Raw genomic sequence first — 25490 nt, 5'->3', positions numbered from 1 at the left:
TTCAAGCCCCTCTATTCTTCAATATTTACAACGTGATTCCCATCAAAGAAGTATAAACATTTCTCTTTTACAGGATGTTGTAAGCTTTTCTCCAGTGCTTTTGCATATAACGAAAGCTGCACTTTATATCGATCTTCTAAAATTGGTTTCGCTTGTTCGAATCCGCCTGGGAATTTCCCTTCAATCGTATCTGTTTTGAAGTCGATTAACGTAATGCCATCTTCCTCTTCAATCATGCAGTCGATAACCCCTTGGACAAGAATCATTTCTTCACTCTTCCCTTGCCAATCTTGATATGCTTCTTCTGCTGCAAGCATCATCGTAAATGGTACTTCACGCTCAACACTTTTCGCCGCTAATACCCTTTTACCTAAGCCACTGTCAAAAAATGAAATTACTTTTTCAATCGCTATTTCTTCCGCCTGCTCGAATGTTAATAATTCCTTATTTACCATTCCAGCAATTTGCTCTTGAAGAACCTCAATCGTAATCGGCTTCTTCAAATCAACATGCTGCATAACGGCATGGACTGCTGTTCCGCGCTCTGCGTACGTTAACCCTTTTTTCTCCATAAATCGCGGGCGTGTTTTAATTGGTGCACGTAGTTTTTTAATAAAGGCGTTATCGCTACCTTCTTCAGATTGATAATTTCTCTTTATTTCTGTAACAGATTGCTTCGCACGATGAGATGTCGCATCCTCATATCCGTACTTCCACATTAATCTGTCGTACACTTCTTCTTTCCGTTCACTTTGCAGGGGAACAGCCTTTTTCTCACGAAGCGCTTCTAACAATTCTTGTTTCTCTTCTTGAACTGGCTCTGGTGCAAGTAGCGTGTTACCGTCCACAACTTCTACTTTCCAGCTAGTGTCATACCCGTAAATTTCATCTGGAATACTTCCTTGTCCTAATTCAAGAAGCATTTCACTATCACGGTGTCTATATAATGAAGGTGCAATCCAGTCTAAATAACAAGACGCTCCGGCACGTATGTGATCTGGTAATAACCATTCACTATGTTCCCTCGCATCAAGCCATTTTTCCATTTCCTTATTTGCATCCTTAACTGTGCCGATTAAAATTAACTTCTCTTTCGCACGCGTCAATGCTACGTATAGTACGCGCATTTCTTCCGCAATTAATTCCATTTTCATTTTACGCTTAATCGCAAGCTGTGATAATGTTGTATATTTAATTCGTTTACGCGGATCGATAAATTGCGAACCGAAACCGAAATCTTTATGCAATAAGAAACGTTTCATTAAGTCTTGTGTATTAAAACGACGACCGAGTCCAGCTACAAATACAACTGGGAACTCTAACCCTTTACTTTTATGAATTGTCATAATGCGAACAACGTCTTCTTGTTCACCGAGAGCCCTCGCCGTACCCATATCATCACCGCGTTCTAAAATACGTTCAATAAAACGTAAGAAGCGGAATAATCCTCTAAATGATGTTGCTTCATATTGTCTTGCGCGGTCATATAGTACGCGTAAGTTTGCCTGCCTTTGCTTTCCAGCTGGTAAACCGCCAACGAAGTCGTAATAACCTGTCTCACCGTACACTTTCCAAATTAAATCAGAAAGTGATTGTTGACGTGCAAATTCACGCCATCCTTGCAGTAAGTTATAAAACCACTCTAATTTATCATGAAGTTCTTGCTCCTCTTCAAGCGGTGCCCCTTTTAAGAATGAGCTCATTACTTCATAAAACGAGCCTTTCTTTCCATGAGCACGAAGCGTTGCAAGTTCTTCATCGCTCAATCCAACGATTGGGGAACGAAGTACAGCGGCAAGCGGAATATCTTGCATCGGATTATCAATAACGCGGAATACGTTCATCATAATATTTACTTCCGTCGCTTCAAAATAACCAGTCGCGAGGTCAGCGTATACTGGAATTCCTTGTAATTTTAACTCTTCCATAATTTGCGGGGCCCACGGCATGGAGCGAAGTAAAATAACGAAATCGCGGTATTGCACCGGACGCATACTATCATTTTTACGGTCATACACTTCATAACCGGAATCAACCATCGCTTTAATGCGCTGCGCCATAAGGCGAGCTTCAAGCTGTGCTTTTTCGACTTCTGCACCTTCTTCACCGTCTATTACTTCTTCTTCCGTTTGCTGAATACATAATAATTCTGCTGCTACATCTTCACCTTCTGGATAGGTAGCACCTAGCTTTAGTTCGGCGTCAGCATCGTAGTCAATTTCCCCAACTTCTTCGCCCATAATTTGTTTGAAAATAAAGTTCGTACCTGCTAGTACTTCATGACGACTACGGAAGTTTTTCGCTAAGTCAATCTTCATTCCGCCGCCTAATCCTTCTTGTGTGAAGCGTTTATACTTTCCTAGGAATAATCCTGGTTCTGCTAGTCGGAAACGATAGATCGACTGCTTCACGTCACCTACCATGAACAAGTTTCCTTCACTCTCAGAATCTTTCGTTACGAATTTAATAATTGATTCTTGTACGAAGTTCGTATCTTGATATTCATCGACTAATACTTCAGCAAATTTATTACGATATTGGAGCGCCACTGCTGACGGATTCATTTCACCATTTTCACTTTGTTCACTTAAAATTTGTAAACAGAAATGCTCTAAATCTGTGAAATCAACCATTCCTTTATCTCGCTTCATCGCTTGGAAACGCTCTGTAAATACTTTTACAAGTTGAACAAGCTTTTCTAATACTGGGTGCATATCTTGAAAATCTCGTAAGAAACTTTCAGGTTTGCGGCTAAATAACTCTTCTTGTAATTTCTTCACTTCATCTTTCGCTTTATTACGAAGAGAGTCTACTTGTTTTACAACATCTTCATTGTAATCACTTTTCTTAATACGCTTTAACGTTTGCCACGATACGTTTTGCATCGCTTCATACACACTTGTCCACGATTCACGAGCAGCTGATGATAGCGTTCCAAGTAATGCTACATCTGCTTGCAGGGTTTCAATGCGAGGCGCTGGACCATCAGGAAGCATTGCGAGTTCAGTTGCCTTACGAATATGCTGTTCCGCTGTTTCAAGCTGGAATTTCACGTCTTCTAATAAATAAGAAGCATATACTAAATCTTCAATTGTCTTTCCTTCTACGTCATATGCTTCTACTAATTTATCAAGCCATTTTTCCGGATTTGGATGCGCCCTTGATTCTGTATGAAGCGCTAAAATCATACGTTGCAAGTCATCATCACTACGGTCACTCGTATAACGATCAACAAGTTCAAAGAAGATTGTATTATCTTCGATTCCGTACTCTTCTTCTAATATGTCATCTAGCACTTCTTCTTTTAACAATTCATTTTCTGTTTGATTCGCAATACGGAAACGAGGATCAACATCAAGCATGTAGTAATATCCTCTAATTACTTGTAAACAAAATGAGTGAATTGTTGAAATGGAAGCTTTATTTAATAGGCTCAGCTGCTTTCTTACGTGTTGAGAGCCTGGTTCATCAATTAATACCTTTTCTAACGCTTCCCCGATTCGGTTTTTCATCTCTTGCGCTGCTGCATTCGTAAATGTTACAACGAGCAGGCGGTCGACATCGACTGGATTCTCTTCATTAATAATCTTTTTAATAATACGTTCAACTAATACTGCTGTTTTACCTGATCCAGCTGCAGCCGCAACTAAAATATCACGCCCGTTCGCTACAACAGCTTTCCACTGGTCATCTGTCCATTGACTACCTTCTGGTTTTTTAGGCCAATTTTCTATCATTCTCCGCCAACCTCCTCTCTTATTTTCTCCATCGCTTCGCTATCTTTCATATCTTTTAACGATCGGAACTGATTATCTTCAAGTGACTCATCAAATTGACAAACAGACTTGAAGTTACAGAACGTACATGCTGCTTTATTTCCCATTTTATAAGGAGCAATATCGATAACACCTTCTGTAATATCTTTTCCGATATTTTCAAACGTATGGTGTACATATTTTTGCAGTACGTTAAACTCTTGCTCACTTGCAATACTTGAACGCGCACTAAAGCTACCGTCTTTTTTCAGGCCAGCAGAAATAATATCTGAGCTCCCTGTTGAAAGTTTGTTATCCATTAAACGAACAACGTCAGCATCTCCTAATACGAGTCCTTTCATTTTAAATTTCTTTAAAATTTCTTTTTCAATTTCAGCTTCAGATGCGTCACCTTTCATCTCAACGATTGGGTTATGAATATGGAAATACAATACACCAGCTGGTGATGCTGCGTGGCCTTTTTTCATCCACGTCTGTGCATTCGAAGTAACGACATCTAAATACGTTAACATTTGAAGTGCTAATCCGTAATACACTTCCGTTAAATCTAACGCTTTTGAACTTGATTTATAATCAATAATACGTAAGAACGTCCCGTTTTCATCTTCTGCCTTATCAACACGGTCAATACGGCCGACTACTTCCATCTTCACACCATTTGGTAATGAGAATTCCATCGGCGGAAGTGATCCTGTACCACCCATACCGAACGGCACTTCTAAATCAACTGGTACGAATCCGCTTGACTTCGCATGTTCACGAAGAATGATTGAAGTACGGAAAATGATTTGTTGTAGTTTTTGTTTTAAATAGAAATGACGGTTTGAACTTAATAAAATTTGTCGTTGTAATAACGGTGCGATTTCTTCTATTACTAAAACAGAAAGATGCTCACACTCTTTTATGGATAAATCCGCCCAAGTACGGTTTTCACGCAATAACTTGTCCGCAATTTTCTTTAATGCCGCATGGAATAATTCGCCGATGTCCGGCGCATCAAGCTTGAAAATATCACGCTCTCTAAGCGATAAACCGTGCTGTGCAAAATGAGCGTATGCACAACGGTTAAATAGTTCCATACGAGAGACGCTTCCTTTAATTATATCTCCGTATAAATCTCTACTTACTGCTGTACTTAATTTCTTCGCACGATTTCGATAGAATAAACTTGATAAGACGCGGCTGCTTTTTTGTTTCCATTCATCTGAAGTTACGTAGAAATTATATACGTCCCACCAAAAGTCTAAATTCCCTTCAAATCCGTATCGCTTCCACGTTTGTAGTTGCTGCATAACGTAAGATAACGTTACTTCTGGCGTTGCTACGTATGAAATTTGTTCTGAACGTGATAAATCGTTTACGTCATTCGTAATAAATGAATCTTTCACATTAGGGAACATTCTTTTTATTTTCTTAATAAAGCTAGACGCAAGTAACGTCTTTCCTTCTTCATCTGCAAGCGGGCATGAAATGTATAGCTTCTCAGATGCTCTCGTTACCATTTGATACATAACGAACTGTTCTTCTAACAAAGTTTGTCTCGTCGTTGGCGCTAATTCAATCCCTGCTGCACCAAGAACTTCTCTTTCTTCATCAGAAAGCATACCTTCGTCCATAGGTGCTGCTGGAATAACACCCTCATTTACACCTATAATAAACGTTACTTTCACGTCAGATAACCTGGAGTGATCAATATTAGCAATTAACACTTGGTCTAATGACGGCGGAATGTTAGCAAATTGAAGCGCCTCAAGACCAGTCGACATAACGTCCGTAAACATAGAAAGAGACATTTTCTCTTCACCAAGCATCTCTACAAACGTATCAAGAAGGCTCATTACTTCTTCCCATACTTGTTCATGATCTGTCGCAAATAAGAAATCTCCACTTTCTTCTGCACGTATACGTAATTCTTCTAGTTTTTTCGGAACATCCAGTTCTTCTAAAAATAAGTAAACTGCTTCACACATTTGCATAACTGTTCCTGCACGCTTTAACCTTTTTTGCATGCGAATAACAGGTGTTCTTACAACGTCACGTAACCTATTTATTTTCTCTTCCATTTCACGTTCACTGTCTGTGATCATCCCGTTCGTATCATCAAGAGAACGATAACGGCGATACATCCATGGATCCTCTGAAGTCCATCTCTTTCCTTGTACACCGTACGCTAAACAGTAATTTTCAAATTCATCCATTTCTTCACGCATCGTTTCTTTTCTTACGTCTAATGGATATAAAAGCTCTGTTTTCACGCAACGGAACACCGCATCATAACGCCAATTCCCACTAATAATCTCGAGTGCAGAACGAATACATTCTACTAATGGGTGGTGTGACATCGGGCGCTTTTCATCGATGAAGTGCGGGATATTATAATCTGTAAATAACGTTCGCATCACATCGTAATAACTTTCCCCATTACGAAGAAGCACTGCAATATCCCGGTAACGATATTTTTCATTCGCAACAAGTTTACGAATTTCACGAGCAACACCTTCTACCTCCGCTCGTAAATTCGCAGCTGTACTAATCGTTACACTCGCTTCACCGTTAAATTTTTCATTCGGACGCGCTTCATAATGCGCTTCTAAATGCGCTAATGCTGGAGAATGAAAACGCGGCTGTTCCATAAGTGGAATTGTTTTTTCAATTTCTATTTTCTCTTCACGCGCTACTTGTTTTATTTTTTCATACGTTAACGTCGTTTCATAAAATAAATCGAGTTCATTTACTGGCTGCGCTAACGTTTTTTCATCTATCGTTAACGTGATCGTAACTCTCGCTCCGCAAATCATAAGCTGTCTTACAATCTCTAACTCTTGCGGGGAGAATGAATGAAATCCATCTATATAAATTTCCGCACCATTTACATATTCAGACTGCGGAAGCTTTTCCACTAGCAATTGCAGGTAGTCTTCTGAATCTAAGTATTTTCCAATTAAAGCACGTTCAAAATCATCGTATAATAGCTGTAAATCATACACTTTATTCGCTAGTAACTTTTGTTCGGCACTGCTACTATGCGCATCTAATTGTTGCCACATTTCATATACGTTAGATGGCGTTACATTGTAACGTTTAAACTCTGCAATCATACTGCCAAGATGTTCAAAGAAACCGTTTTGCTCCGCTGCTTTTTGGAACACCGATAATCCATCTTTACGAGACTCTACAATTTTACGGAGTAACATATGTACACCAGCTTCATCAATATGAAGACGACTCGCTCCGCCAACTTCTTGCAGTACCTTCCACGCTAATCGTGAAAAACTAAAAACTTGTGCCCGAATAGAACCTCTTACATCCTCACTTCCAATTAACGCCTGCTGCGTCTGGAATGTCATCTGTTCTGGCACAAGATATAATATTGTTTTCCCTCTCGGGCGTTGTTTTAACTCTTCTTGCACTTCGCGTAAACAAAGTGTACTTTTTCCACTTCCCGCTCTACCAATCACAAATCGAAGTGACATGTAACCCCACCTTTCACTTACATAACGAACGTTAGTTTGCTACTATAATTGTATTATAGGACACGAAAAAAGACAAACTGAGTTGTTTGCCTTTTTCTATACTTCTATCTATTATATCAACCTTTTGAAAAATTCGTTTGCACCTCTTGAATTGGCCAATATCGCAAATCAACTTTACCGACGACTGTATCAGCTTTTACAAAGCCAAAGTGTCTACTATCCCAGCTCCCGAGCCGGTTATCACCTACTACAAAAATAAACCCAGGTGGCACCAGTTTTTCTTTCGTTAACTCTTCTAATGTAAAGTCGCCTGTTAGTTGCCTTCCGTTTATCTCTTTCTTATACTTCTCTAAATACGGCTCATCAATAAATTGACCGTTTATATATAACTTATCCTGCTTATATTCAATATGATCTCCAGGTAAACCGATAATCCGCTTTACATAGTCCTCTTTTTTATTCGCATGAAATACCACAACGTCAAATCTGTTCAAGTCCCCAACTTGATAACTCACCTTATTTACAACTAGCATATTGCCATCTTGCAATGTCGGCATCATTGACTTCCCCTCTACAACATACGTTGAAAAGAAAAACGTTCGAAAAAATACAGCTAATAATACACCAATTAAAATTGTTCGTATCCACTCCATGCCTTCTTTTTTCAAAGTTTTCTTCATCTGCTTCTCCCCTTATCCTTTAATACTGAAGCTTTCCTTTACAAAGAAGACTATTCTTAATGTAGTTCTAACTTTACTTCGATTTTCTTACCGACATACCATAAAATAAAAATACCAATCGCTACAATAACTGATTTCACCGGATTATGAATAAATGACATTAAATCATGACCGATATACGTTAAAATAAAAATCATCACAAGTTTTCCGAATGCTAACGCTAGACCAAACTGTTTTACACTAATTCGGGATAAACCAGCGACAACATTTATGAGCGCTGACGGTGTAAACGGAAAACAAAATATAACAAAAATCGGTGCGAATCCTTTCCTTTCAATCCACCCCATTGCTTTTCGTACTCTCTCATGCTTATTTACAAACGAAAAGAAACGACTGCGACCAAAATGGCGGATGATGAAAAAGACAAGTAATGCACCCATTACTGATCCAAGCCATGAATAAAGAAAACCGAGCCAAAAGCCAAATGCAACAGCATTCGCCAGTACAAATACGATAAGCGGTAATGCTGGAATCAACGCCTCTATCATCGGTAAACCAATACCAAGAAGTGGTCCGAACGCTTTATAACTCTCAACAATATGATCCATATTTTCTGGTGAAAAATACTCTTTGATTGTCTGAAAATCCATTCTACACTTTACCCCTTTACTCTAAATACTATCCCTACTGTATCATTGCTTATATGAAAGAGGAAATGGTAGATACGACATATGGAGATGTATTTATTAAAGTTTCCATATCTTTCATAAGAATTCCTTCATTATTTAGCTATGATAATCTATCAATATTCGACAGGACGTGTCGTTCGTTTTGTTATTTAGATTGTTTTTTTGATTTTTTCGGTAAATGAAATTACAATGGTGATTTTCTAAATATAACAATTACAACTCGGTTTTTCTAATATATCGCCTTACCTACAAAGACTGATAAAGTGAAACTTTAATCAGTGGGGATTTTGTTGATACCCCGCTTAACTTCTTTGCTTTCGCTGAATTTTGAGGCGGGGGTCTTACTGCCCACAAATAACAGGATAAACAAAAAAAGAATGGGGATTCCCCCATCCTTTCACACTTCGCCTTCCTTCACAAAATACACACTCTCATAAGCGGGTCTTAATGTTGATTCCTCTTTTTTATCAACCTCTTTAAAACAAGGACTCCCTTGTTTTTTCCTACGATCTTCATATTCAGTACGTAATTTTGCTGTACGATTTTGTTGATTTTCAAAACTAGTTTTTGATATTTCTAATTTCACAGCAAAGCCATTTATAAATCTAATAATAAGATTTCCATCTTTTAATTCTTTATTACTTTCAATATAAAAATGAGACAACCAAGCGCACTCTTTTCTAGAGTAAGAATAGGTAGGGAAAAAATAAAGTTGATCTGCTGGACTAATCGCAATCGGTGCTTTATGTGTAATATGAGTTAACTCTTTCGTTCCTTCTTTTCTGCCTAAGAAACTAGAGCCATGCTTGCGGCAACTTCTTTCTATAATATCTAGAGGTTTTTGAAATACGAAAAAAGAATCATTCATTTCAACGACTCGCGTAACAATTTTCTTTTCACTTAGAATAACAGGAAGTAAGGCCATCGTATTTTTCGTTACAACATAATTTTCGACATAGCGTTCCACTTTACTTTCCATACTCCATTATCTCCTTTTTTCCATTTATATTAGCAGCTGCATATATAATTTTAGCATCTATGAAAAGGAAATAGCTTACAAGTTCCGCTTTTTTACAATTTTTTATCATTTATCAAACATTTGTTAAATAAAAAAATCACGATATAGTAATGATTTAATTTTAAAGTTATAAAAACAGCATTTATACTACCTATAAATATTTATTATCCCTTCCTATTTTCACATCATGAAAACAATTAACTTTGCTATAATTAAAATGTAAATCCAATATATGGAGGGCCACTATGGAAGAAAAAGAGATCCAACCATCGATTCAAATGAAAAATAGTAGCGTCATTATCGTGAAAACTCAGCTAGTATTATATTCGGTTTATTTTTCATTCTGCTATTCTTTGCCAAACCGTTTCGTAAATCAAAATGTCCAGAATGTAAAAAACGTGAGAAGAAAAAATCAGGACAAGAACAATAAAAGGCCTTCCTTTATGGAATGCCTTTTTACATTCGTAGTATCATTTTATTTATTCTTCTTCCCCCTAAAAAACGACTATATTTTCTTCCAAGGTTCTCTACATCTTTTTTGATTTGTAATATGATCCTTATATAAAACATGAGAAAGAGTATTACTTGTTACCCGCTTTTAATTTTTATTAAACACTTCAAATTTGTACATCTTTATCCATCACTAACAATTCGTTAATTAGTTAACTTTGTAATATAAGTTTTGTATATAATGTCATTCAAAAACACAATATATATAAGTAGCTATTTATAATTACATTGCTTTTTATCGAATTCTAAAAAGGAGTTGTATACTATGGATAAAGAAAATCCATTAAATCAGCAGGTTAATAGCATTCCCTCAGATGCTCTGAATACCCCTAGTAAGGAACAAGAACAACTGTTAGAAACATCATCTCAAAACGTACAAAATTCCAACAACAATGCTAACAAAAAAGATGTTACTCAAGGTCTATCTGGAAAAGATTCCCCTATTTCAATAGAGAATACAAATTTATAGTTATTTACTATCATACGCAGCAAATGCTCTTGCTGAACTAATTCTTCTACAGAAACTAATACGCATTCCAGATAATTTTTCACCAGTTTTAACATAGAAAAAGAGATTTAGATATAAAAACAGGCTCTGAAAAAACTTTCCCCACAACAAAAAAAGGATGGCATTAGCCATCCTTTTTTCCATCATCAACTATAAAATTATAGTTTGATTACGTTTTTAGCTTGAGGTCCACGGTTACCGTCTTCGATTTCGAAGCTAACTTTTTGACCTTCTTCTAAAGATTTGAAACCGTCAGTTTCGATTGCTGAGAAGTGTACGAATACGTCGTTTTCGCCTGGAACTTCGATGAAACCGAAACCTTTTTCGTTGTTAAACCATTTTACTTGTCCTGTTACTGCCATAATTATTTCCTCCTAAGAAAATACAAATTTTAAATTTTTTAGTCTTCCTGTCTAAAAAAAGAATCCACACATTATCAAATACGAAACATAAACTAGTTCTCACATACTTTTTCTCGTTCGTTTTCAGCACTTGATAACATATGGATTGCTTAATTTAACTATTCAACTGACATCATCATAGCACATTAAAATAAAATGTACAATCTTTTTCGAAAATAGAATTTCTAATTTTTAGTATTTCTTATAAAATATACTTATCTCTATTCTAAATAAGGGGGAGTTTATGACCAATAAAATTTCTAGAAAAACATTAAAAAGAATTGAAGAGGATATTGAAAATAATAATCTTGGAAAAGCAAGAGATAGATTGCATGGCCTCATCTTTACATACCCAAATGAATTACATCTTCGAAAACAACTCGGAGATATTTATTATAAATTACAATATCCAGAAATGGCTGGACGTTACTGGTATCTAGAGGAGCATAAAACAGACATTATGCATGAATCATGTTTATTATTTGAAAAATCAATGGGAAATAGTCCTCATCATATTGCACGTGCTTTAAAGTTTAAAGGCGATTCTAACCATATAAAAAGTTTGTATAAAGAGCAACCTTTATCTTCAGTGCAGAAGAGTTAATTTATGAGTATAAAGAAACATGGCAAGATAAGCTAGTCCCTTTTGGCTGTCTAGCATTGCTTGCTTCCCTTCTCTTTTCTGCCATTGTTGGTCTATTCACTATTTGGAATTGGATTTTTTAATTATAGGGGGAATTTTCACATGTCAAACTACGATAACGAAGAAAAGCTAACAGGTGGAAACGTTTCGAACGTATATCGTTCTAAAAATACTGTTCGTCGAGAGTTAAAGCCAGATAGTGCAAAGATCCATAAGCTATTGCAACATTTAGAAAACAAAGGATTTCATTATGCTCCAAAGTTTTTAGGTGTAGATGAAAAGGATAGAGAGATTTTATCCTTTATTGAAGGAGAAGCTGGCAATTATCCTTTAAAAGAATATATGCGATCTAATGATGTATTAAAAGAAATAGCAAAGATGCTCCGCCTTTACCATGATGCTGTAAGTGATTTTCCGTTATTAAATGATTGGAAACCGATGGATCACACGCCAAATAACATTGAGGTTTTATGTCACAATGATTTTGCCATATATAACATTATTTTTAATAATGAGAAGCCAGTAGGGATTATTGATTTTGATGTTGCTGCTCCTGGTCCAAGACTATGGGATATCGCTTATACACTTTATACTTGTGTGCCTTTAAGTAGAGTGTATTATACAGAATCCGGTGAAGCCGTTCATTATGATTCACCGCAACATGCAGATCGTATTAAAGAGAGAGTCAAATTGTTCGTTCAGTCCTATGGTAAAAATATGGATGAAGATTACTTAGGAATGGTGTTGCTTCGATTAGAAGGATTATGTACATATATGAAACGAAAAGCGCAAGAAGGCGACTTGAATTTCCAAAGAATGATTGATGAAGGACATCTAGAGCATTATGAGAAAGATATAAAGTTTATTCGTGATCATAGGGCTGAGTGGAGTTGATTTAGTAATAAAGAAAAGGAAGTATCGTTTTTTGCCGACAACTCCCTCTCTCTTTTCGAATCGTTTAGAAAATAACAAGGGGCACCCTTCAAAAAGGTGCCCCTTCCTTTTATTTCGTAAACTGTGCTTCTTCCGTAGATCCTTTTAACGCTGTCGTTGATGAAGTTCCGCCCGTAATCACTTGTGCAACTTCATCAAAGTAACCTGTTCCTACTTCGCGTTGATGACGTGTTGCAGAGTAGCCATGTTTTTCAGCTGCGAATTCTGCTTGTTGTAGTTCAGAGTATGCTGCCATGCCGCGCTCTTTATAGCCACGTGCTAGTTCAAACATACCGTAATTTAATGAATGGAATCCAGCAAGTGTTACGAATTGGAACTTGTAACCGTAAGATGCGATTTCCTTTTGGAAGCTTGCAATTGCTTTTTCATCTAGTTTTTGTTTCCAGTTGAATGAAGGTGAGCAGTTATATGCAAGTAGCTTCCCTGGATGCTCCTTATGAATTGCGTCCGCAAATCGTTTTGCATCTTCTAAATTTGGTTCTGACGTTTCACACCAAACGAGGTCTGCGTACGGTGCATACGCTAAACCGCGCGCAATTGCTTGATCAAGACCTGCATTCGTACGGTAAAACCCTTCTGGTGTTCTTTCTCCTGTAATAAATGCTTTATCAACAGGATCGATATCGCTCGTAATTAAATCAGCTGCATCCGCATCTGTTCTTGCAACGATAATTGTCGGCACTCCCATTACATCTGCTGCAAGGCGTGCAGAAATTAAATTGCGTACTGCTGTTTGCGTTGGTAGTAGTACTTTTCCACCTAAATGGCCACATTTTTTCTCTGAAGATAATTGATCTTCAAAATGCACACCTGATGCACCTGCTTCAATCATACCTTTCATCAGTTCGAATACATTTAATTGCCCACCAAATCCAGCTTCTGCATCTGCTACAATCGGTACGAAATAGTCTGTATCATCGCTTCCTTCCATATGCTGAATTTGATCCGCACGTTGAAGCGTTTGATTAATTCGTTTTACTACAGCAGGTACGCTGTTCGCTGGATATAAACTTTGGTCTGGATACATATGTCCAGAAAGGTTTGCATCAGCTGCTACTTGCCAACCACTTAAGTAAATCGCTTTTAACCCAGCTTTTACTTGTTGCATCGCTTGGTTTCCTGTTAATGCGCCAAGTGCGTTAATATAGTCTTCTGTATGAAGCGATGTCCAAAGCTTCTCAGCACCGCGACGCGCTAACGTATGTTCAATATCAATTGACCCGCGCAGGCGAATTACATCTTCTGCCGAATATGGACGTGTGATCCCTTTCCAACGCTCATCTAATTCCCAGCTTTCTTGTAACTTCTCGATTCTTTCGTTTTTCATTTGTTCCATCCCCTTTTCATTTTTTATAAAATTTCATAACCCGGTAATGTTAAAAATGGTACGAATTCATCATTTCGAACGAGATCTGTAAACAACGTTGTCGCCTCTTGGAATCTCCCTTTCTTAAAGGCTTCCTTACCAATCTCTCTTTCTATTTTTGCTAATTCTTCTTCTTTTAGCTCTTCCATTAATTCAAGCGTAATATTACGACCATCATTTAGTTTTCCACCTTCATGACGAATCCATTGCCATACTTGTGCTCTTGAAATTTCAGCTGTTGCCGCATCTTCCATTAAGTTATAAATGGGTGCTGCTCCCCGTCCGCTTAACCAAGATGCAATATATTGAATACCTACGCTAATATTCATGCGAAGGCCCTCTTCTGTAATCGTTCCCACCGGTACCTCTAGTAAATCGTTTTCTGTTACACATATTTCTTCACGTTTTCTAAAAATTTGATTTGGTGTTTTCATAATGTGATTAAACACTTCCATTGCAACCGGTACAAGTCCAGGGTGGGCGACCCAAGTCCCGTCATGACCGTCTAAAGCTTCGCGTTCCTTATCAGCACGCACTTTTTCAAAAGCTGCTTCATTTGCTTCTGGATTATTTTTAATCGGAATTTGTGCCGCCATTCCTCCAATTGCTGGTGCATTACGGCGGTGACATGTTTGAATTACTTTCAAAGAATACGAACGCATAAATGGCGCCGTCATCGTGACTTGTGCTCTATCTGGTAGTAAGAATTTATTATGATTACGGAAACTCTTTAAAAAGCTAAAAATATAATCCCATCTTCCGCAATTTAAGCCAGCAGAATGATCTTTTAGCTCATATAAAATTTCATCCATTTCAAACGAAGCGTGAATCGTTTCTAGTAACACAGTTGCTTTAATCGTTCCATTTGGAATGCCGATATATTTTTGAGCAAATACGAATACATCATTCCATAATCTCGCTTCTAAATAACTTTCCATTTTCGGTAAGTAAAAGTATGGGCCGCTCCCTTTTGCTAAAAGAGCTTTCGCATTATGGAAAAAATACAAGCCGAAATCTACTAAACTACCCGACATATTTTTCCCATCAACTTGCATATGCTTTTCCTCTAAATGCCATCCTCTTGGACGTACAATGAGTACAGCTGTTTTCTCATTTAATCTATATTCTTTCCCTTTATCATTTTTATGTGAAATCGTTCCCTTTACTGCATCTCGTAAATTGATTTGCCCTTCAACTGCGTTTTCCCAAGTTGGTGAATTCGAATCTTCAAAATCCGCCATAAAAAGATGCGCTCCTGAATTTAAAGCGTTAATGACCATCTTTCTATCTACCGGTCCAGTAATCTCTACGCGGCGATCCTCTAAGTCTTTTGGCAGCTTGGCAATTGTCCAATCCGCTTCACGTATGTGTTTTGTTTCTTCTAGAAACTTCGGAAACTCCCCTGCATTAATTCTCTTTTGTTTTTCTACACGTTTTTGTAAAAGTTCTATGCGGCGCTCATTAAAATTCTCATGTAGTTCCTTCAAAAAACTAAGCACCTCAGGTGTCAATATTTCGTTGTACGCTGGTAACATTTCTCCGGGCAATGTAACCCGTGAAGTTTGCGTCGACATATTAGCATCCCCTTCTTAAACTGTTTTATAACAGATTTGATTTCATGTTTTATATTATATAACAAATCTTCAGAAAAGGAAGTTTTTTTTGAAAATTCATTTCATTTTTTTTCAAAACGCCATTCTTTCGCGCTTTATTTCATACAAAAAAGGCCGCTGTTATACAACAACGACCTTTTTGTATTATTTTTAAATTTCACTTTGACTAGTTAAACTTTATTACTGCCCTTGTTCCATATCATGCAATATTGCTCTATGTAAAAACTGTGCGTATTGTTCTCTCGTTACCTTCATAGACGGACCGAATTTACCTTCTCCGATTCCCATTGTAATACCATTTGTTTGTACTGCACTAATTGCATTCGTTGCCCATGAATTTGCTGAAACATCATTAAAGTTATGAGATCCCTTTGCCTGTAAGTCAAAAGCATTCGTAAGAACTTGTGCCATTTCCGCACGCGTTAACGTCGCCTTCGGTCTAAAGTTTCCATTCTCGTCTCCCTGGAAAATTCCCATTTCCGTTAAAGCCAATATCTCCTCGATAAAGCTTGTTGAATTTTCATCAATATCTCCATATGGGTTTTCATATTCATCTTGTTCTTCCATATCAAACACACGGTAAATTAAAGCTGCAACTTGCTCACGTGTTACATTATCCCCAAAACCGAATATTCCATCGCCATATCCCAAAATAATTTCTTGTTCCGCTAATTCATGAATTGCCTCATATGCCCAATGCCCTTTTGGTACATCTTTAAATACAATTGTATTTGTTTTTTGCAACGGTGCACTTTCCGCTTTTACACTGTTACTCTCTGCTGAGAATAACACCCCACCCATAATTGTTAATGCTGTAGCTGTTTTTAATAATTTTTTGCTCATCAAATTATCTCCCCAATATGTATATGTTTTTTTAAAAATATACAGAATAAATGGTATAGTGACAATATATTTTTCGACACATTTCGTGACGGTTTTGTGAATCATATTACACATCATGTCTTTTTCATCGGGTTGATTATAAAGCTTGTGTATAACCATAAAAATACATAAATGAGAATAATAATTCTTTTTTAAACAAACAAAAAAGCACAAATATTTCTATTTGTGCTTTCATATTTCACTCTACTTCCAATCCTCTTTCAAATGATAATTAATAATCGCATTATTAATAAACTGAGCATATTGTTCTCTAGGTACAGGGCGATTTAATTCATACATGTCATTCCCAGTTCCTCTCACAACATTATTAGATTGTAACGCACTAATTGCATCTTCTGCCCAGTGGCCTTTTGGAATATCTTTAAATGTATGTTTTTGTTTCGTTTCAAAATGAAATGCTCGTTTTAAAATGACAGCCATTTCCGCTCTAGAGATTGGTGCTTTCGGCCTAAAATTCCCTTGGCCATCCCCTGAAAAAACACCACGTTTTGTTAACGCCAAAATTTCCTTTTTAAAAGTTGTTGTACTATCAGAAACATCTTTATATGGATTCGCTACTGGCCCTTCTTCTTTTATCTCAAGTGTTCTGTAAATAGTCCCAGCTACTTGTTCACGTGTTATAAGATCGCCAACACCATACTTCCCGTTTCCATACCCTAATATAATTTTATGATATGCTAAGTCCATAATAGCATCATATGCCCAAAATCCGTATGGAACATCTTCAAACACAATCATTTGTGGATACTCTTCTGCTTTTACAGGCGTCACATTCGTCCCTGCAAATATACCTCCTGCCATTGTCGCAATCATCATTACACCCAATATTTTTTTCTTCATTGTCCTCTCTCCCTATTTCATTCAAATAAAATGAACTTCATTGTTTCAGGAGTATTATTTTTTGGTGAATGTAAGATAAAATGTAAATCTTCTAGAAGAAATATTTCCACTACCTTTCTGCTTTATACTCCCTTCTTTCTTTTTCAAAAAGGAAGTTGTCACATCTAAGGTGTTATATACTAAAACATTCTACAATCTCTTTATAAACTCCTTTTCACTTTATAACTTCCCTTTATTAGCACCTAAAGGAGATACATAGTGGAGGCTACTATATTCATGGTTTATATTTCAGAGGTAGCATTCCCCTTCACTGATAACTCGCTTTCGCTGAATTTTGAGGTGGAGGTCTTACTGCCCAGCAAATAGCGGGATAAAAAAATCATCCTTTTTTCTTAAAAGAGGATGATTTTTTTATATTTATTAACACTCAAATATGCTACTACTTTTGAAGAGTAAATTGGGCAACTATTTGTTTTAGTTTTCCTGCTGCGTCATGCATATGTTCAATTGAAACCGAAATCTCTTGAACAGATTTTTCTTGCTGTTGAATAGACTCTTTTACCCTATCAGTTCGGTCAGATGATCTTTGGGAAATTTGAGCCATGTCTTCTGCAGAAGCCGAGATTTCCTCACTACTCGCTGCAATTTCATCTGTAGACATAGATACCGTTTGAATTTGCTCAGATACTTGCTGTACTTTTTCTGTAATTGTTCCAAATACTTTTTCTGTATGCATTACTACTTGTGTACCTGCCTGTACCTCATTATCTACTTTCCCCATCATATGTACTGTATGGTTCGTTGTTCCCATAACTTGAGTAATAAGATTCTCAATTTGTTTTGCAGAATCACTAGATTGTTCTGCTAATTTCCGCACTTCATCTGCCACAATTGCAAATCCTCTACCACTTTCACCAGCACGTGCAGCCTCAATTGCGGCGTTTAATGCTAATAAGTTAATCTGGGAGGTAATACCTTGCATTACATCAATGATTTTAACAATTTCTTCTGATTGTTCTTTCATAGTCTCTACTTGTTTCACACCGCTATGTACCGAATTTTGGATTGTATCCATCTGTTGAATCATTTGTTTCATTAATTTGTTACCACTCTCTGCATCTAATGCTGATTGAGCAGATAATTCATTTACAGAGGATGATGTATTGACTATACTCTGCATTCCTTGTGTCAACTCTTCCATCGCACCCGCAGTTTGTTCCATTGCTTGCATTTGACTCTCTGCGCCATTTGCGACTTCTTCAATATCCATAGTGATTTTTTTGGCTGCACTACTAGATACTTCTGACGCAGATGCTACTCCGTCTGCATATTGGAATAGAAGCTGAATATTATTCTCTACTTCTTGCATATTTGTTCTTAGCCCTGCAATCATCTCATTAAAATTACTTACTAATACACCTAATTCATCCTTAGCAGTATAATCACCATGTACAGTTAAATCTCCTTCTTTCGCTCTTTCCATCATACGACTAACCGTTTGTAAAGGAGCAACTATAAGCTTGCTAATAATATAACTTACTATACATATAACGATTGTAGTAACTACTACAAGAATGATAAAGGTAATAACGGAACGATCAATCATTTTTTGCGAATCTTTAAATACTTGGTCAGCTAAATTTGAAACATACGATTCTAGATCCACTGCATAACCAGCTAACTCTATTCCCTTCGGTTTTAATTCCTTCTGAAATTCATTTACCATTTGCGGCTCGTTTGTTGCCTTTGCCTTTTCAAATAATTTCTTATATGTATCTTTATAACTTGGTAAAGATTTCTTCATCTTCTGAAACAGTTCATCCTCTTGCTTACTTAAATTAAAACCATCATCATATTCTTTTAATAAAGAATCATATTTTTTAAGATCCTTTTCAATATTATTAATTATTCCCTCTTTATTTGCCACTTCATTTTGTGATGCCGTAATTAACTCTAATAAGTTATATTCTAGTGAATTTTGTGTGCGAAGCATTCCTTCTAATAAAATTGCAGAATATTGATAATCATCTACTACAACCTCTGTATCATGCTTAATCTTATTAATAGAATGAATTGCTACACTGCTTATAATTACCATACCTAAAACTGCTAATGAAATAAGCGCTAATAATTTATATTTCACTTTTAAATTTTGTAAAAAATACATTTTTTCACCTTTATTCCTTTATATATAGATTTTTAGAATTTTATAGCTTATTATTTACAAAATCGCAATAAAAAGCAATGATAAATATTCCCAATATGAAACTTATATCTCTATAAAAAAAAGTAGCATAATAGCTACTCCTTTTTTCTTTGTTTCTCATATTGTTCAAACGTATGAATTCTTTCAAAAATTGGTGGGTGCGTGTATAAGAAAAATTTCACTAACGCAGGCGGATTCACTTGGCTTAAACTCGTTTTTGATAAATATTGAAAAGTTTTCACACCAGATTTTCCGTCCTTCGTCATATTTAAAGCATATTGATCTGCCGCTCTTTCTTCTATACGTGAAACATAGTTTGTTGCTGGTTGTACTGCAAATGAGAGTATAGAAGAAATTAAGAAAAATAAAGGTAAAATGGAGAAACATGCCACTTTTGAAATTTGCAATGTATCTCCCCATTTGCGAATACACATATTTATAATACGACTAATTAAAAACATACCTATAAACGATAGCAATACATAACTTGCAACGCCAAAATATATATGTTTCATAACGTAATGCCCCATTTCATGGGCCATTATAAATAAAATCTCTTTATCTTTTAACTGCTTAAGCGTTGTATCCCACATTACAATACGGGCGTTAGGACCAATTCCTGTTACGTAAGCATTTAATGCATTCGTTTTTTCTGACATGTTTACTTCATATACGTGTTTAGCAGGAATGTCCGCTTTGTCTGCTATCGCTAAAATTTTCGTTTCTAATTCTTTATTTTTCAGCGTCGAGAAGTCGTTATAAAGCGGATCAATAACGACAGGCTGTATGAATGTTAAAAAGATTGTAAATGGAACAGAGAGCGCCCATCCTGCGAGCCACCATCTCTTCGGAAATTTACGGATAAGCCATAATAGAACGGTAACTACGATTAACATAGTCGCATAACTTTCCCAAAAACCGATAACATGATCTTTTATCCAGCTTTGTGTACTTTGTGTTGAAATGCCGTAATCAACGGACACTTTCCGGCCAATCCATTGCATCGGTAAGGCAAGCACTGTTGTCAGTAATGATAAATAAAAGAAATAAATCGCAACTTGCAAAACACTTATTTTAGTCGTTTCCTTCGACCATTTCTCAAACTTTCTTGAAATACCTAGCACAAGTACAAATAATAAAATAATCCATTCAAGAGGCGTCGCTAAAAAGTATAGTAAATTTTTCACGCGCGAATAATCTTGGCTTAGCGTAAGCTCTCTCGTACTCATAAACGTTTCTGGATCTGCACTCGTTCCCTTATACATGTCCGGAATAAGTTCATGATTCCATCCAAATAAATACCAATATATAAGTAACGCAAATCCAACGTACAAAAAAAGCGACCAACCGATAACCTTCCTCACGCTATTCCCTCCTCTATGCTGCCTGTCTATTATTATTGTAAGTTCGTACACGCTAAATTAGAACAAGCTTATTATGTGAATTGCTCTGGATCTTTTTATTTACATAAAAAAACTCTTCTACATAAGAAGAGTTTTACCTACCTTTAAACACTTTCTTCGGTTCATAATCCGGAATAAGAATCGCACTTACAAACCAGCACGTACCCTACTTGCTTTTTAGATAACATAAAAAGCCTCTTTAAGGAAGTACATCTATTAATAAACTAAAATCTTGTAAAGAGAAAGAACTATATTTCATAATACCCTGTACAGCTAAAAGTAAAACAAGACCGATCACACACATATAGTTAACGCTTTCTTCATTCTTTTTTTCAGTAACGACTCCACCACTTATACATAAAATCCCCAACAAATGGAGCGCTAAATACATGAAAAAATAAGCTTCCTCCCAGCGCAAAATAACATTTACTGTCGTTATTAACACTAGACTAAGTAAAATCAAATAAAAAAACTTATTTGACGATATCGTTTCATTCATATAATTTTATACATCCCTTTCAAATTTCGAATTAATGATGTTTCAAAGCTATAAAGTAAATGATTGTTTTTATACCATAAAACAAAAGGAAAGCCACCATTACTTTCTCGAATACTTTATGAATCTACATATACTTCTCTTCATTCTTTCTGAAGATGCGCTTCATCATTTCTTCTACAATTAGACCAAATATTAGTAAAACCCCGAACACAATAAGAAGAGAAATAATATTTTCTTTTAAATGAGTACTAGAAAATAAGTAATACTCTGGAAACACAATCGTATCTACTACAGGTTGAATCCAATGACAAACGCTTTTATCACACATATCTGTAATAGACGTAGTATCTATAATGTCTTTTAATATTTTTTCAACCGTCTTCTTCATCTCATTTACTCCCGACTACATCTGAAAAGCTCTTTTCCTGCTCTGCATATATAACTGGCACTTCTTTACTCCAATATTTACGATTAACAAATAAAAAGATAAGTACTAAGTTTAATCCTGTTATAAAAATAATAAGTCCAGGAAAGAATGTCGTATAATTTGAGAAATCGGCAAAACTCATAATTTTTTCTCTACTTATTAGAAAAGACGCACCTATTACAAATGCATTGTTTAACATATGTATTGCAATTGGCATGAGTAAACTTTTCGTACGAATATATACGATTGACAATACGATGCTGAATATGGCTGCACCGAGGAAATCAACATGTAACAACGCAAACAATATTGCTACAACGATGGTCGCTATGCTCGTTCCCCATTTTGTTGCAAAACGTTGAAGTAAAAATCCGCGAAAAACAAATTCCCCGATAATTGGTGCGATGAATACGACCCTAATGACTTGAGATACATATCCCCCAGTACTATCTACAATTGGTTCATGCAGGGCGTTCATAATAAAGTCCGGTGTAATCCATGCAAAACTATACATATACAAAATAAGATACCCGTAACTAAACATGCATAACATAACCGTAATGTATAAAACTTGTACCAAGTTAAATGTTTCATTTTTATTAACAAATAATGAAAATGAAATGTGGTGCTTTCTATACTCATAAGAAATCCATACCATCGGAAGGATATAGAATATAAGGATATTTATAAAAGAAGAATTTTGTATATGAAATATACTTGTTAGCAAATCGCCACTACTTCTCGCTATTAAAATTAATAGTGCAAATACAATTAAAAAATATCTAGCTCGCATCACTTGAAACGGGTTCACACTCATCTCCTCCCCTATGTTACTTTTATCATATCATTTGATTCTTAATTTTTTGCGAAAGAAAACCTTAAAATTTCCTTAAAAATTCCATAAGTTACAAAATGATGATATGATATTCGAGAAAATTAGGAGGGATGTTTATGTACCAAGCAAATATTTTACTCGTTGATGATGAAACAGCAATTTTACAATTACTAACTACCATTCTTGAAAAAGAAGGCTTTTCTCATATTACAACTGCAACATCAGCTGAAATGGCTTTATCTCTAACTAAGCAAAACAATTACGATTTAATTATTTTAGATGTAATGCTTCCTGGACAATCTGGTTTTGATATTTGTCCAATCATTCGCCAACAAACAGATTGTCCAATTTTCTTCCTATCAGCAAAAGCATCTGATTTAGATAAAATATCCGGATTTTCATACGGTGCAGATGATTATATTACGAAACCATTTAATCCATTAGAAGTAGTAGCACGCATGAAAGCACAGCTTCGGAGACATATGAAACAAACCGTACCACACGAACAAAAATCACACTCGATTTCATTTGGAAGATTTGAAATTGATCAGCACTCTGCAGAACTAACAGTAGATGGGCACATTGTCGAATGCTCCGCTCAACTCTTTCAACTACTACTCTTCTTTTGCGAGAATCCGAACTACGTATTTTCGAAAGAGGAAATATACGAAAAAGTTTGGGGAGCACCTGCCTATAATGGCGATGACAACACTGTTATGGTCCACATTCGAAAACTACGTGAAAAAATTGAACATGATCCAAGTAAACCAGAATATATAAAAACCGTTCGCGGGCTTGGTTATAAGTTCGTTACAAAGTAGGGTGACGATATGAATTTTAATAAACGACTTATTATTCAATTTATCATGCAACACGTTTTTGTTTTAGTTACATTACTTATCGCTGTAGTTGCTGCTTTTACTTATTTAATTTTTCTTCTTACTAGTACTTTATACGAACCTAACATTCCAGATTCTGATAGTTTTACAATTTCAAGATACATCTCTTCAGAAGATGGGCATATTTCGTTACAATCTGAAGTGCAAGATTTAATAAAGGAGAAAAATGATTGGCTCCAAGTTGTAGATGAAAACGGAAAAATCCTCTACCACTTTAATACACCAAATGATGTTCCGAATGCTTATACGAAGACATCTTTAGTCGCATATATACAACATCATATCGAAAGTAATTATAAATTTACATATTGGGAAATTGAATTAGAAGAAAAGAAAGTACTTGTTATTTATGGTGGTATGTTAAAAAGCAATGCGTTACTGACAGCAATTCAAAAGGATCACTCCTCTTTAACGATGGATTCGTTCACATTAACAGATCAAGAAAAACAGTTACTGTCTAAAGAAAAAGCAGCACTTCAAATATTTAATCAAAATGGCGAAGAGGTTTTTGCCTATCCAGCTGGAAAGAAAAAAACATTTTCAGCGATACAAATTGCCCTTAATGAAAAAGAGCCGTGGAATCATAAAGAAAACACGTCTAGCTTTTACGATGCAAATAGTGGCAACCTTCTCGTTGTAACTGCAAAAAATGAGCACTACTATCCAGATGACGAAATTGAAGATGTATTTACTAAGAAGTTTCTCATTGGATGCGGATTAATCCTTCTTATCGTATTTGTTTATTTAGTCATTCTTTCTATTTGGTACGGTAATAAATTCGGGAAACCGTTATTACATGCGATGCGCTGGCTTAAAAATATCGCTGGTGGAAAGTATGAAGAACCTATTAATAAAAAAGGAAAACCTGTCAGGTTCCGGCGATCTGGTAAAGAAAAATGGTCATTTCGTTTGTTTAGAGATGTAACAAGTTCACTAGAACACCTTTCTATTACACTCAAAAAAAATGATGCGATGAGGCAAGTACTCCAGCAAACACGAGAAGAATGGATTACCGGTCTAACGCATGATTTAAAAACACCACTTAGCTCTATATATGGCTACGCATTATTACTCGAATCGAATCAATATAACTGGACTGATCGTGATATTCAGCAATTTGGTAGTGTTATGAAAGAGAAATCTCAATATATGACGACATTAATTGATGATTTAAGCTTAACGTATCAATTAAAAAATAACAGCCTTCCTGCCCAACACGTAAACGTTGAAATCAATCAGTTCGTTCAAAAAGTGTTATTGCAATTTATTAACAATCCAACACTCCAAAATCAAAATATTGAATTCGTACCGAGCTCAAATAAAATTCAATATTTCATTGAAGAAAAATGGTTCCAGCGTATTATCGAAAACTTACTCGTAAATGCTGTAAAACATAATAACGAAACAACTACTGTCATCGTAAAATTATCACAAAACGCTAATTCCTTTACACTCTCCATTTCAGATGACGGAAAAGGAATGGATGAAAAAACGAAAGAACTTCTATTTGAACGATATTACCGCGGAACAAACACAGAAGAAAGCAACATCGGAACTGGACTTGGCCTAGCCATTACAAAACAGCTCGTTCATGCTCATAACGGAACAATTTCCGTTGATAGTGCACTCGGAAAAGGAACGACGATTATTCTTGTATTTCCGTTTCGTTCGTAGGAAAGACGCTATGTGGCGTCTTTCTTCTCCCCTGGAATAATTTTACTGTAATTGAAATTATGTGGATCGTTTTTTTTGAGGTGTTTTAGAGGTATATGAAATTATACCGGCGATTTTTTGAATATATCAGCGCAACTCGAATTATATCAGCGATTTTCTAGATATATCGACTT

The 25490-nt window shown here is 36.0% G+C and carries 18 protein-coding genes and 4 pseudogenes; 6 read left to right on the top strand and 16 right to left on the bottom strand.

Going from position 1 to position 25490, the window contains the following annotated elements:
* Nucleotides 1-11: 11 nt before the first annotated feature.
* The 5 genes from addA to ACTFP3_RS02200 form a co-directional block, all read right to left on the bottom strand.
* Nucleotides 12-3737, bottom strand: coding sequence for a helicase-exonuclease AddAB subunit AddA (gene addA / locus ACTFP3_RS02220; RefSeq protein ID WP_440009214.1), 3726 nt, complete (start codon nt 3735-3737; stop codon nt 12-14).
* Nucleotides 3734-7249 carry a helicase-exonuclease AddAB subunit AddB gene (gene addB / locus ACTFP3_RS02215; RefSeq protein WP_368936427.1) on the bottom strand — a complete coding sequence of 1172 codons (3516 nt, stop codon included), beginning with the start codon at nt 7247-7249 and terminating at the stop codon, nt 3734-3736. Before addB ends, addA begins: the two co-directional genes overlap by 4 nt.
* Nucleotides 7250-7365: 116 nt before the next feature.
* Nucleotides 7366-7929, bottom strand: coding sequence for a signal peptidase I (lepB, locus tag ACTFP3_RS02210; protein WP_000751919.1), 564 nt, complete (start codon nt 7927-7929; stop codon nt 7366-7368).
* A gap of 56 nt (nt 7930-7985) precedes the next feature.
* Complete coding sequence (locus ACTFP3_RS02205; RefSeq protein ID WP_000347517.1) at nt 7986-8579, bottom strand: TVP38/TMEM64 family protein; 594 nt, start codon at nt 8577-8579, stop codon at nt 7986-7988.
* Nucleotides 8580-9015: 436 nt separating this feature from the next.
* Nucleotides 9016-9597: a competence protein ComK gene (locus ACTFP3_RS02200; protein WP_000444444.1), complete on the bottom strand. Its 582-nt coding sequence runs from the start codon at nt 9595-9597 to the stop codon at nt 9016-9018.
* Between the two features lie 284 nt (nt 9598-9881).
* Here ACTFP3_RS02200 and ACTFP3_RS02195 point away from each other — a divergent pair.
* A pseudogene (locus ACTFP3_RS02195) lies at nt 9882-10066 on the top strand (hypothetical protein).
* 345 nt (nt 10067-10411) lie between these two features.
* Entirely contained in the window at nt 10412-10615 is a 204-nt protein-coding gene (locus ACTFP3_RS02190) for a hypothetical protein (protein ID WP_000356924.1), read from the top strand.
* A 197-nt stretch (nt 10616-10812) separates the two neighbouring features.
* Here the strand turns inward: ACTFP3_RS02190 and cspA are convergent, their stop codons facing one another.
* Nucleotides 10813-11016, bottom strand: coding sequence for an RNA chaperone/antiterminator CspA (cspA, locus tag ACTFP3_RS02185; protein ID WP_000301518.1), 204 nt, complete (start codon nt 11014-11016; stop codon nt 10813-10815).
* Between the two features lie 283 nt (nt 11017-11299).
* On the opposite strand from cspA, the pseudogene ACTFP3_RS02180 reads away from it, so the two are divergent.
* Together ACTFP3_RS02180 and ACTFP3_RS02175 are read left to right on the top strand one after the other, a co-directional pair.
* Nucleotides 11300-11781, top strand: a pseudogene (locus ACTFP3_RS02180) (DUF6584 family protein).
* A 19-nt stretch (nt 11782-11800) separates the two neighbouring features.
* Nucleotides 11801-12592: a phosphotransferase gene (locus tag ACTFP3_RS02175; RefSeq protein ID WP_163093145.1), complete on the top strand. Its 792-nt coding sequence runs from the start codon at nt 11801-11803 to the stop codon at nt 12590-12592.
* A 109-nt stretch (nt 12593-12701) separates the two neighbouring features.
* Here ACTFP3_RS02175 and aceA read toward each other — a convergent pair whose 3' ends face one another.
* From aceA to ACTFP3_RS02125, 10 genes and pseudogenes are all read right to left on the bottom strand, one after another.
* Nucleotides 12702-13979 carry an isocitrate lyase gene (gene aceA / locus ACTFP3_RS02170; RefSeq protein ID WP_163093144.1) on the bottom strand — a complete coding sequence of 426 codons (1278 nt, stop codon included), beginning with the start codon at nt 13977-13979 and terminating at the stop codon, nt 12702-12704.
* A gap of 23 nt (nt 13980-14002) precedes the next feature.
* Nucleotides 14003-15592 carry a malate synthase A gene (aceB, locus tag ACTFP3_RS02165; RefSeq protein ID WP_000107315.1) on the bottom strand — a complete coding sequence of 530 codons (1590 nt, stop codon included), beginning with the start codon at nt 15590-15592 and terminating at the stop codon, nt 14003-14005.
* Nucleotides 15593-15811: 219 nt separating this feature from the next.
* Nucleotides 15812-16579 (bottom strand): S-layer homology domain-containing protein, encoded by a 768-nt coding sequence (locus tag ACTFP3_RS02160; protein WP_113304420.1) that lies wholly within the window; start codon nt 16577-16579, stop codon nt 15812-15814.
* A 138-nt stretch (nt 16580-16717) separates the two neighbouring features.
* The gene (locus tag ACTFP3_RS02155; protein WP_000727102.1) at nt 16718-17374 is read right to left on the bottom strand and encodes an S-layer homology domain-containing protein; all 657 of its coding nucleotides are present in this window, start codon (nt 17372-17374) and stop codon (nt 16718-16720) included.
* A 439-nt stretch (nt 17375-17813) separates the two neighbouring features.
* Complete coding sequence (locus ACTFP3_RS02150; protein ID WP_407707466.1) at nt 17814-18605, bottom strand: methyl-accepting chemotaxis protein; 792 nt, start codon at nt 18603-18605, stop codon at nt 17814-17816.
* A 156-nt stretch (nt 18606-18761) separates the two neighbouring features.
* A pseudogene (locus ACTFP3_RS02145) lies at nt 18762-19541 on the bottom strand (MCP four helix bundle domain-containing protein); the annotation flags it as partial.
* 134 nt (nt 19542-19675) lie between these two features.
* On the bottom strand, nt 19676-20944 hold the full coding sequence (locus ACTFP3_RS02140; protein WP_001233328.1) for a M48 family metallopeptidase: 1269 nt from the start codon (nt 20942-20944) through the stop codon (nt 19676-19678).
* A gap of 238 nt (nt 20945-21182) precedes the next feature.
* Complete coding sequence (locus ACTFP3_RS02135) at nt 21183-21482, bottom strand: DUF2101 family protein (RefSeq protein ID WP_001006050.1); 300 nt, start codon at nt 21480-21482, stop codon at nt 21183-21185.
* Between the two features lie 31 nt (nt 21483-21513).
* A pseudogene (locus tag ACTFP3_RS02130) lies at nt 21514-21870 on the bottom strand (hypothetical protein).
* Between the two features lies 1 nt (nt 21871).
* The gene (locus tag ACTFP3_RS02125; RefSeq protein WP_001067985.1) at nt 21872-22720 is read right to left on the bottom strand and encodes a CPBP family intramembrane glutamic endopeptidase; all 849 of its coding nucleotides are present in this window, start codon (nt 22718-22720) and stop codon (nt 21872-21874) included.
* A 140-nt stretch (nt 22721-22860) separates the two neighbouring features.
* Between ACTFP3_RS02125 and ACTFP3_RS02120 the strand changes: the two genes are divergently transcribed.
* Nucleotides 22861-23565, top strand: coding sequence for a response regulator transcription factor (locus tag ACTFP3_RS02120; RefSeq protein WP_000283871.1), 705 nt, complete (start codon nt 22861-22863; stop codon nt 23563-23565).
* 9 nt (nt 23566-23574) lie between these two features.
* The gene (locus ACTFP3_RS02115) at nt 23575-25317 is read left to right on the top strand and encodes a sensor histidine kinase (RefSeq protein ID WP_163093143.1); all 1743 of its coding nucleotides are present in this window, start codon (nt 23575-23577) and stop codon (nt 25315-25317) included.
* The last annotated feature ends 173 nt before the right edge of the window (nt 25318-25490 follow it).

This window comes from Bacillus cereus group sp. MYBK5-2, assembly GCF_051915685.1.
GTDB classification, from domain to species: Bacteria; Bacillota; Bacilli; order Bacillales; family Bacillaceae_G; genus Bacillus_A; species Bacillus_A cereus.
This window is presented reverse-complemented; position numbering and strand designations above follow the sequence as displayed.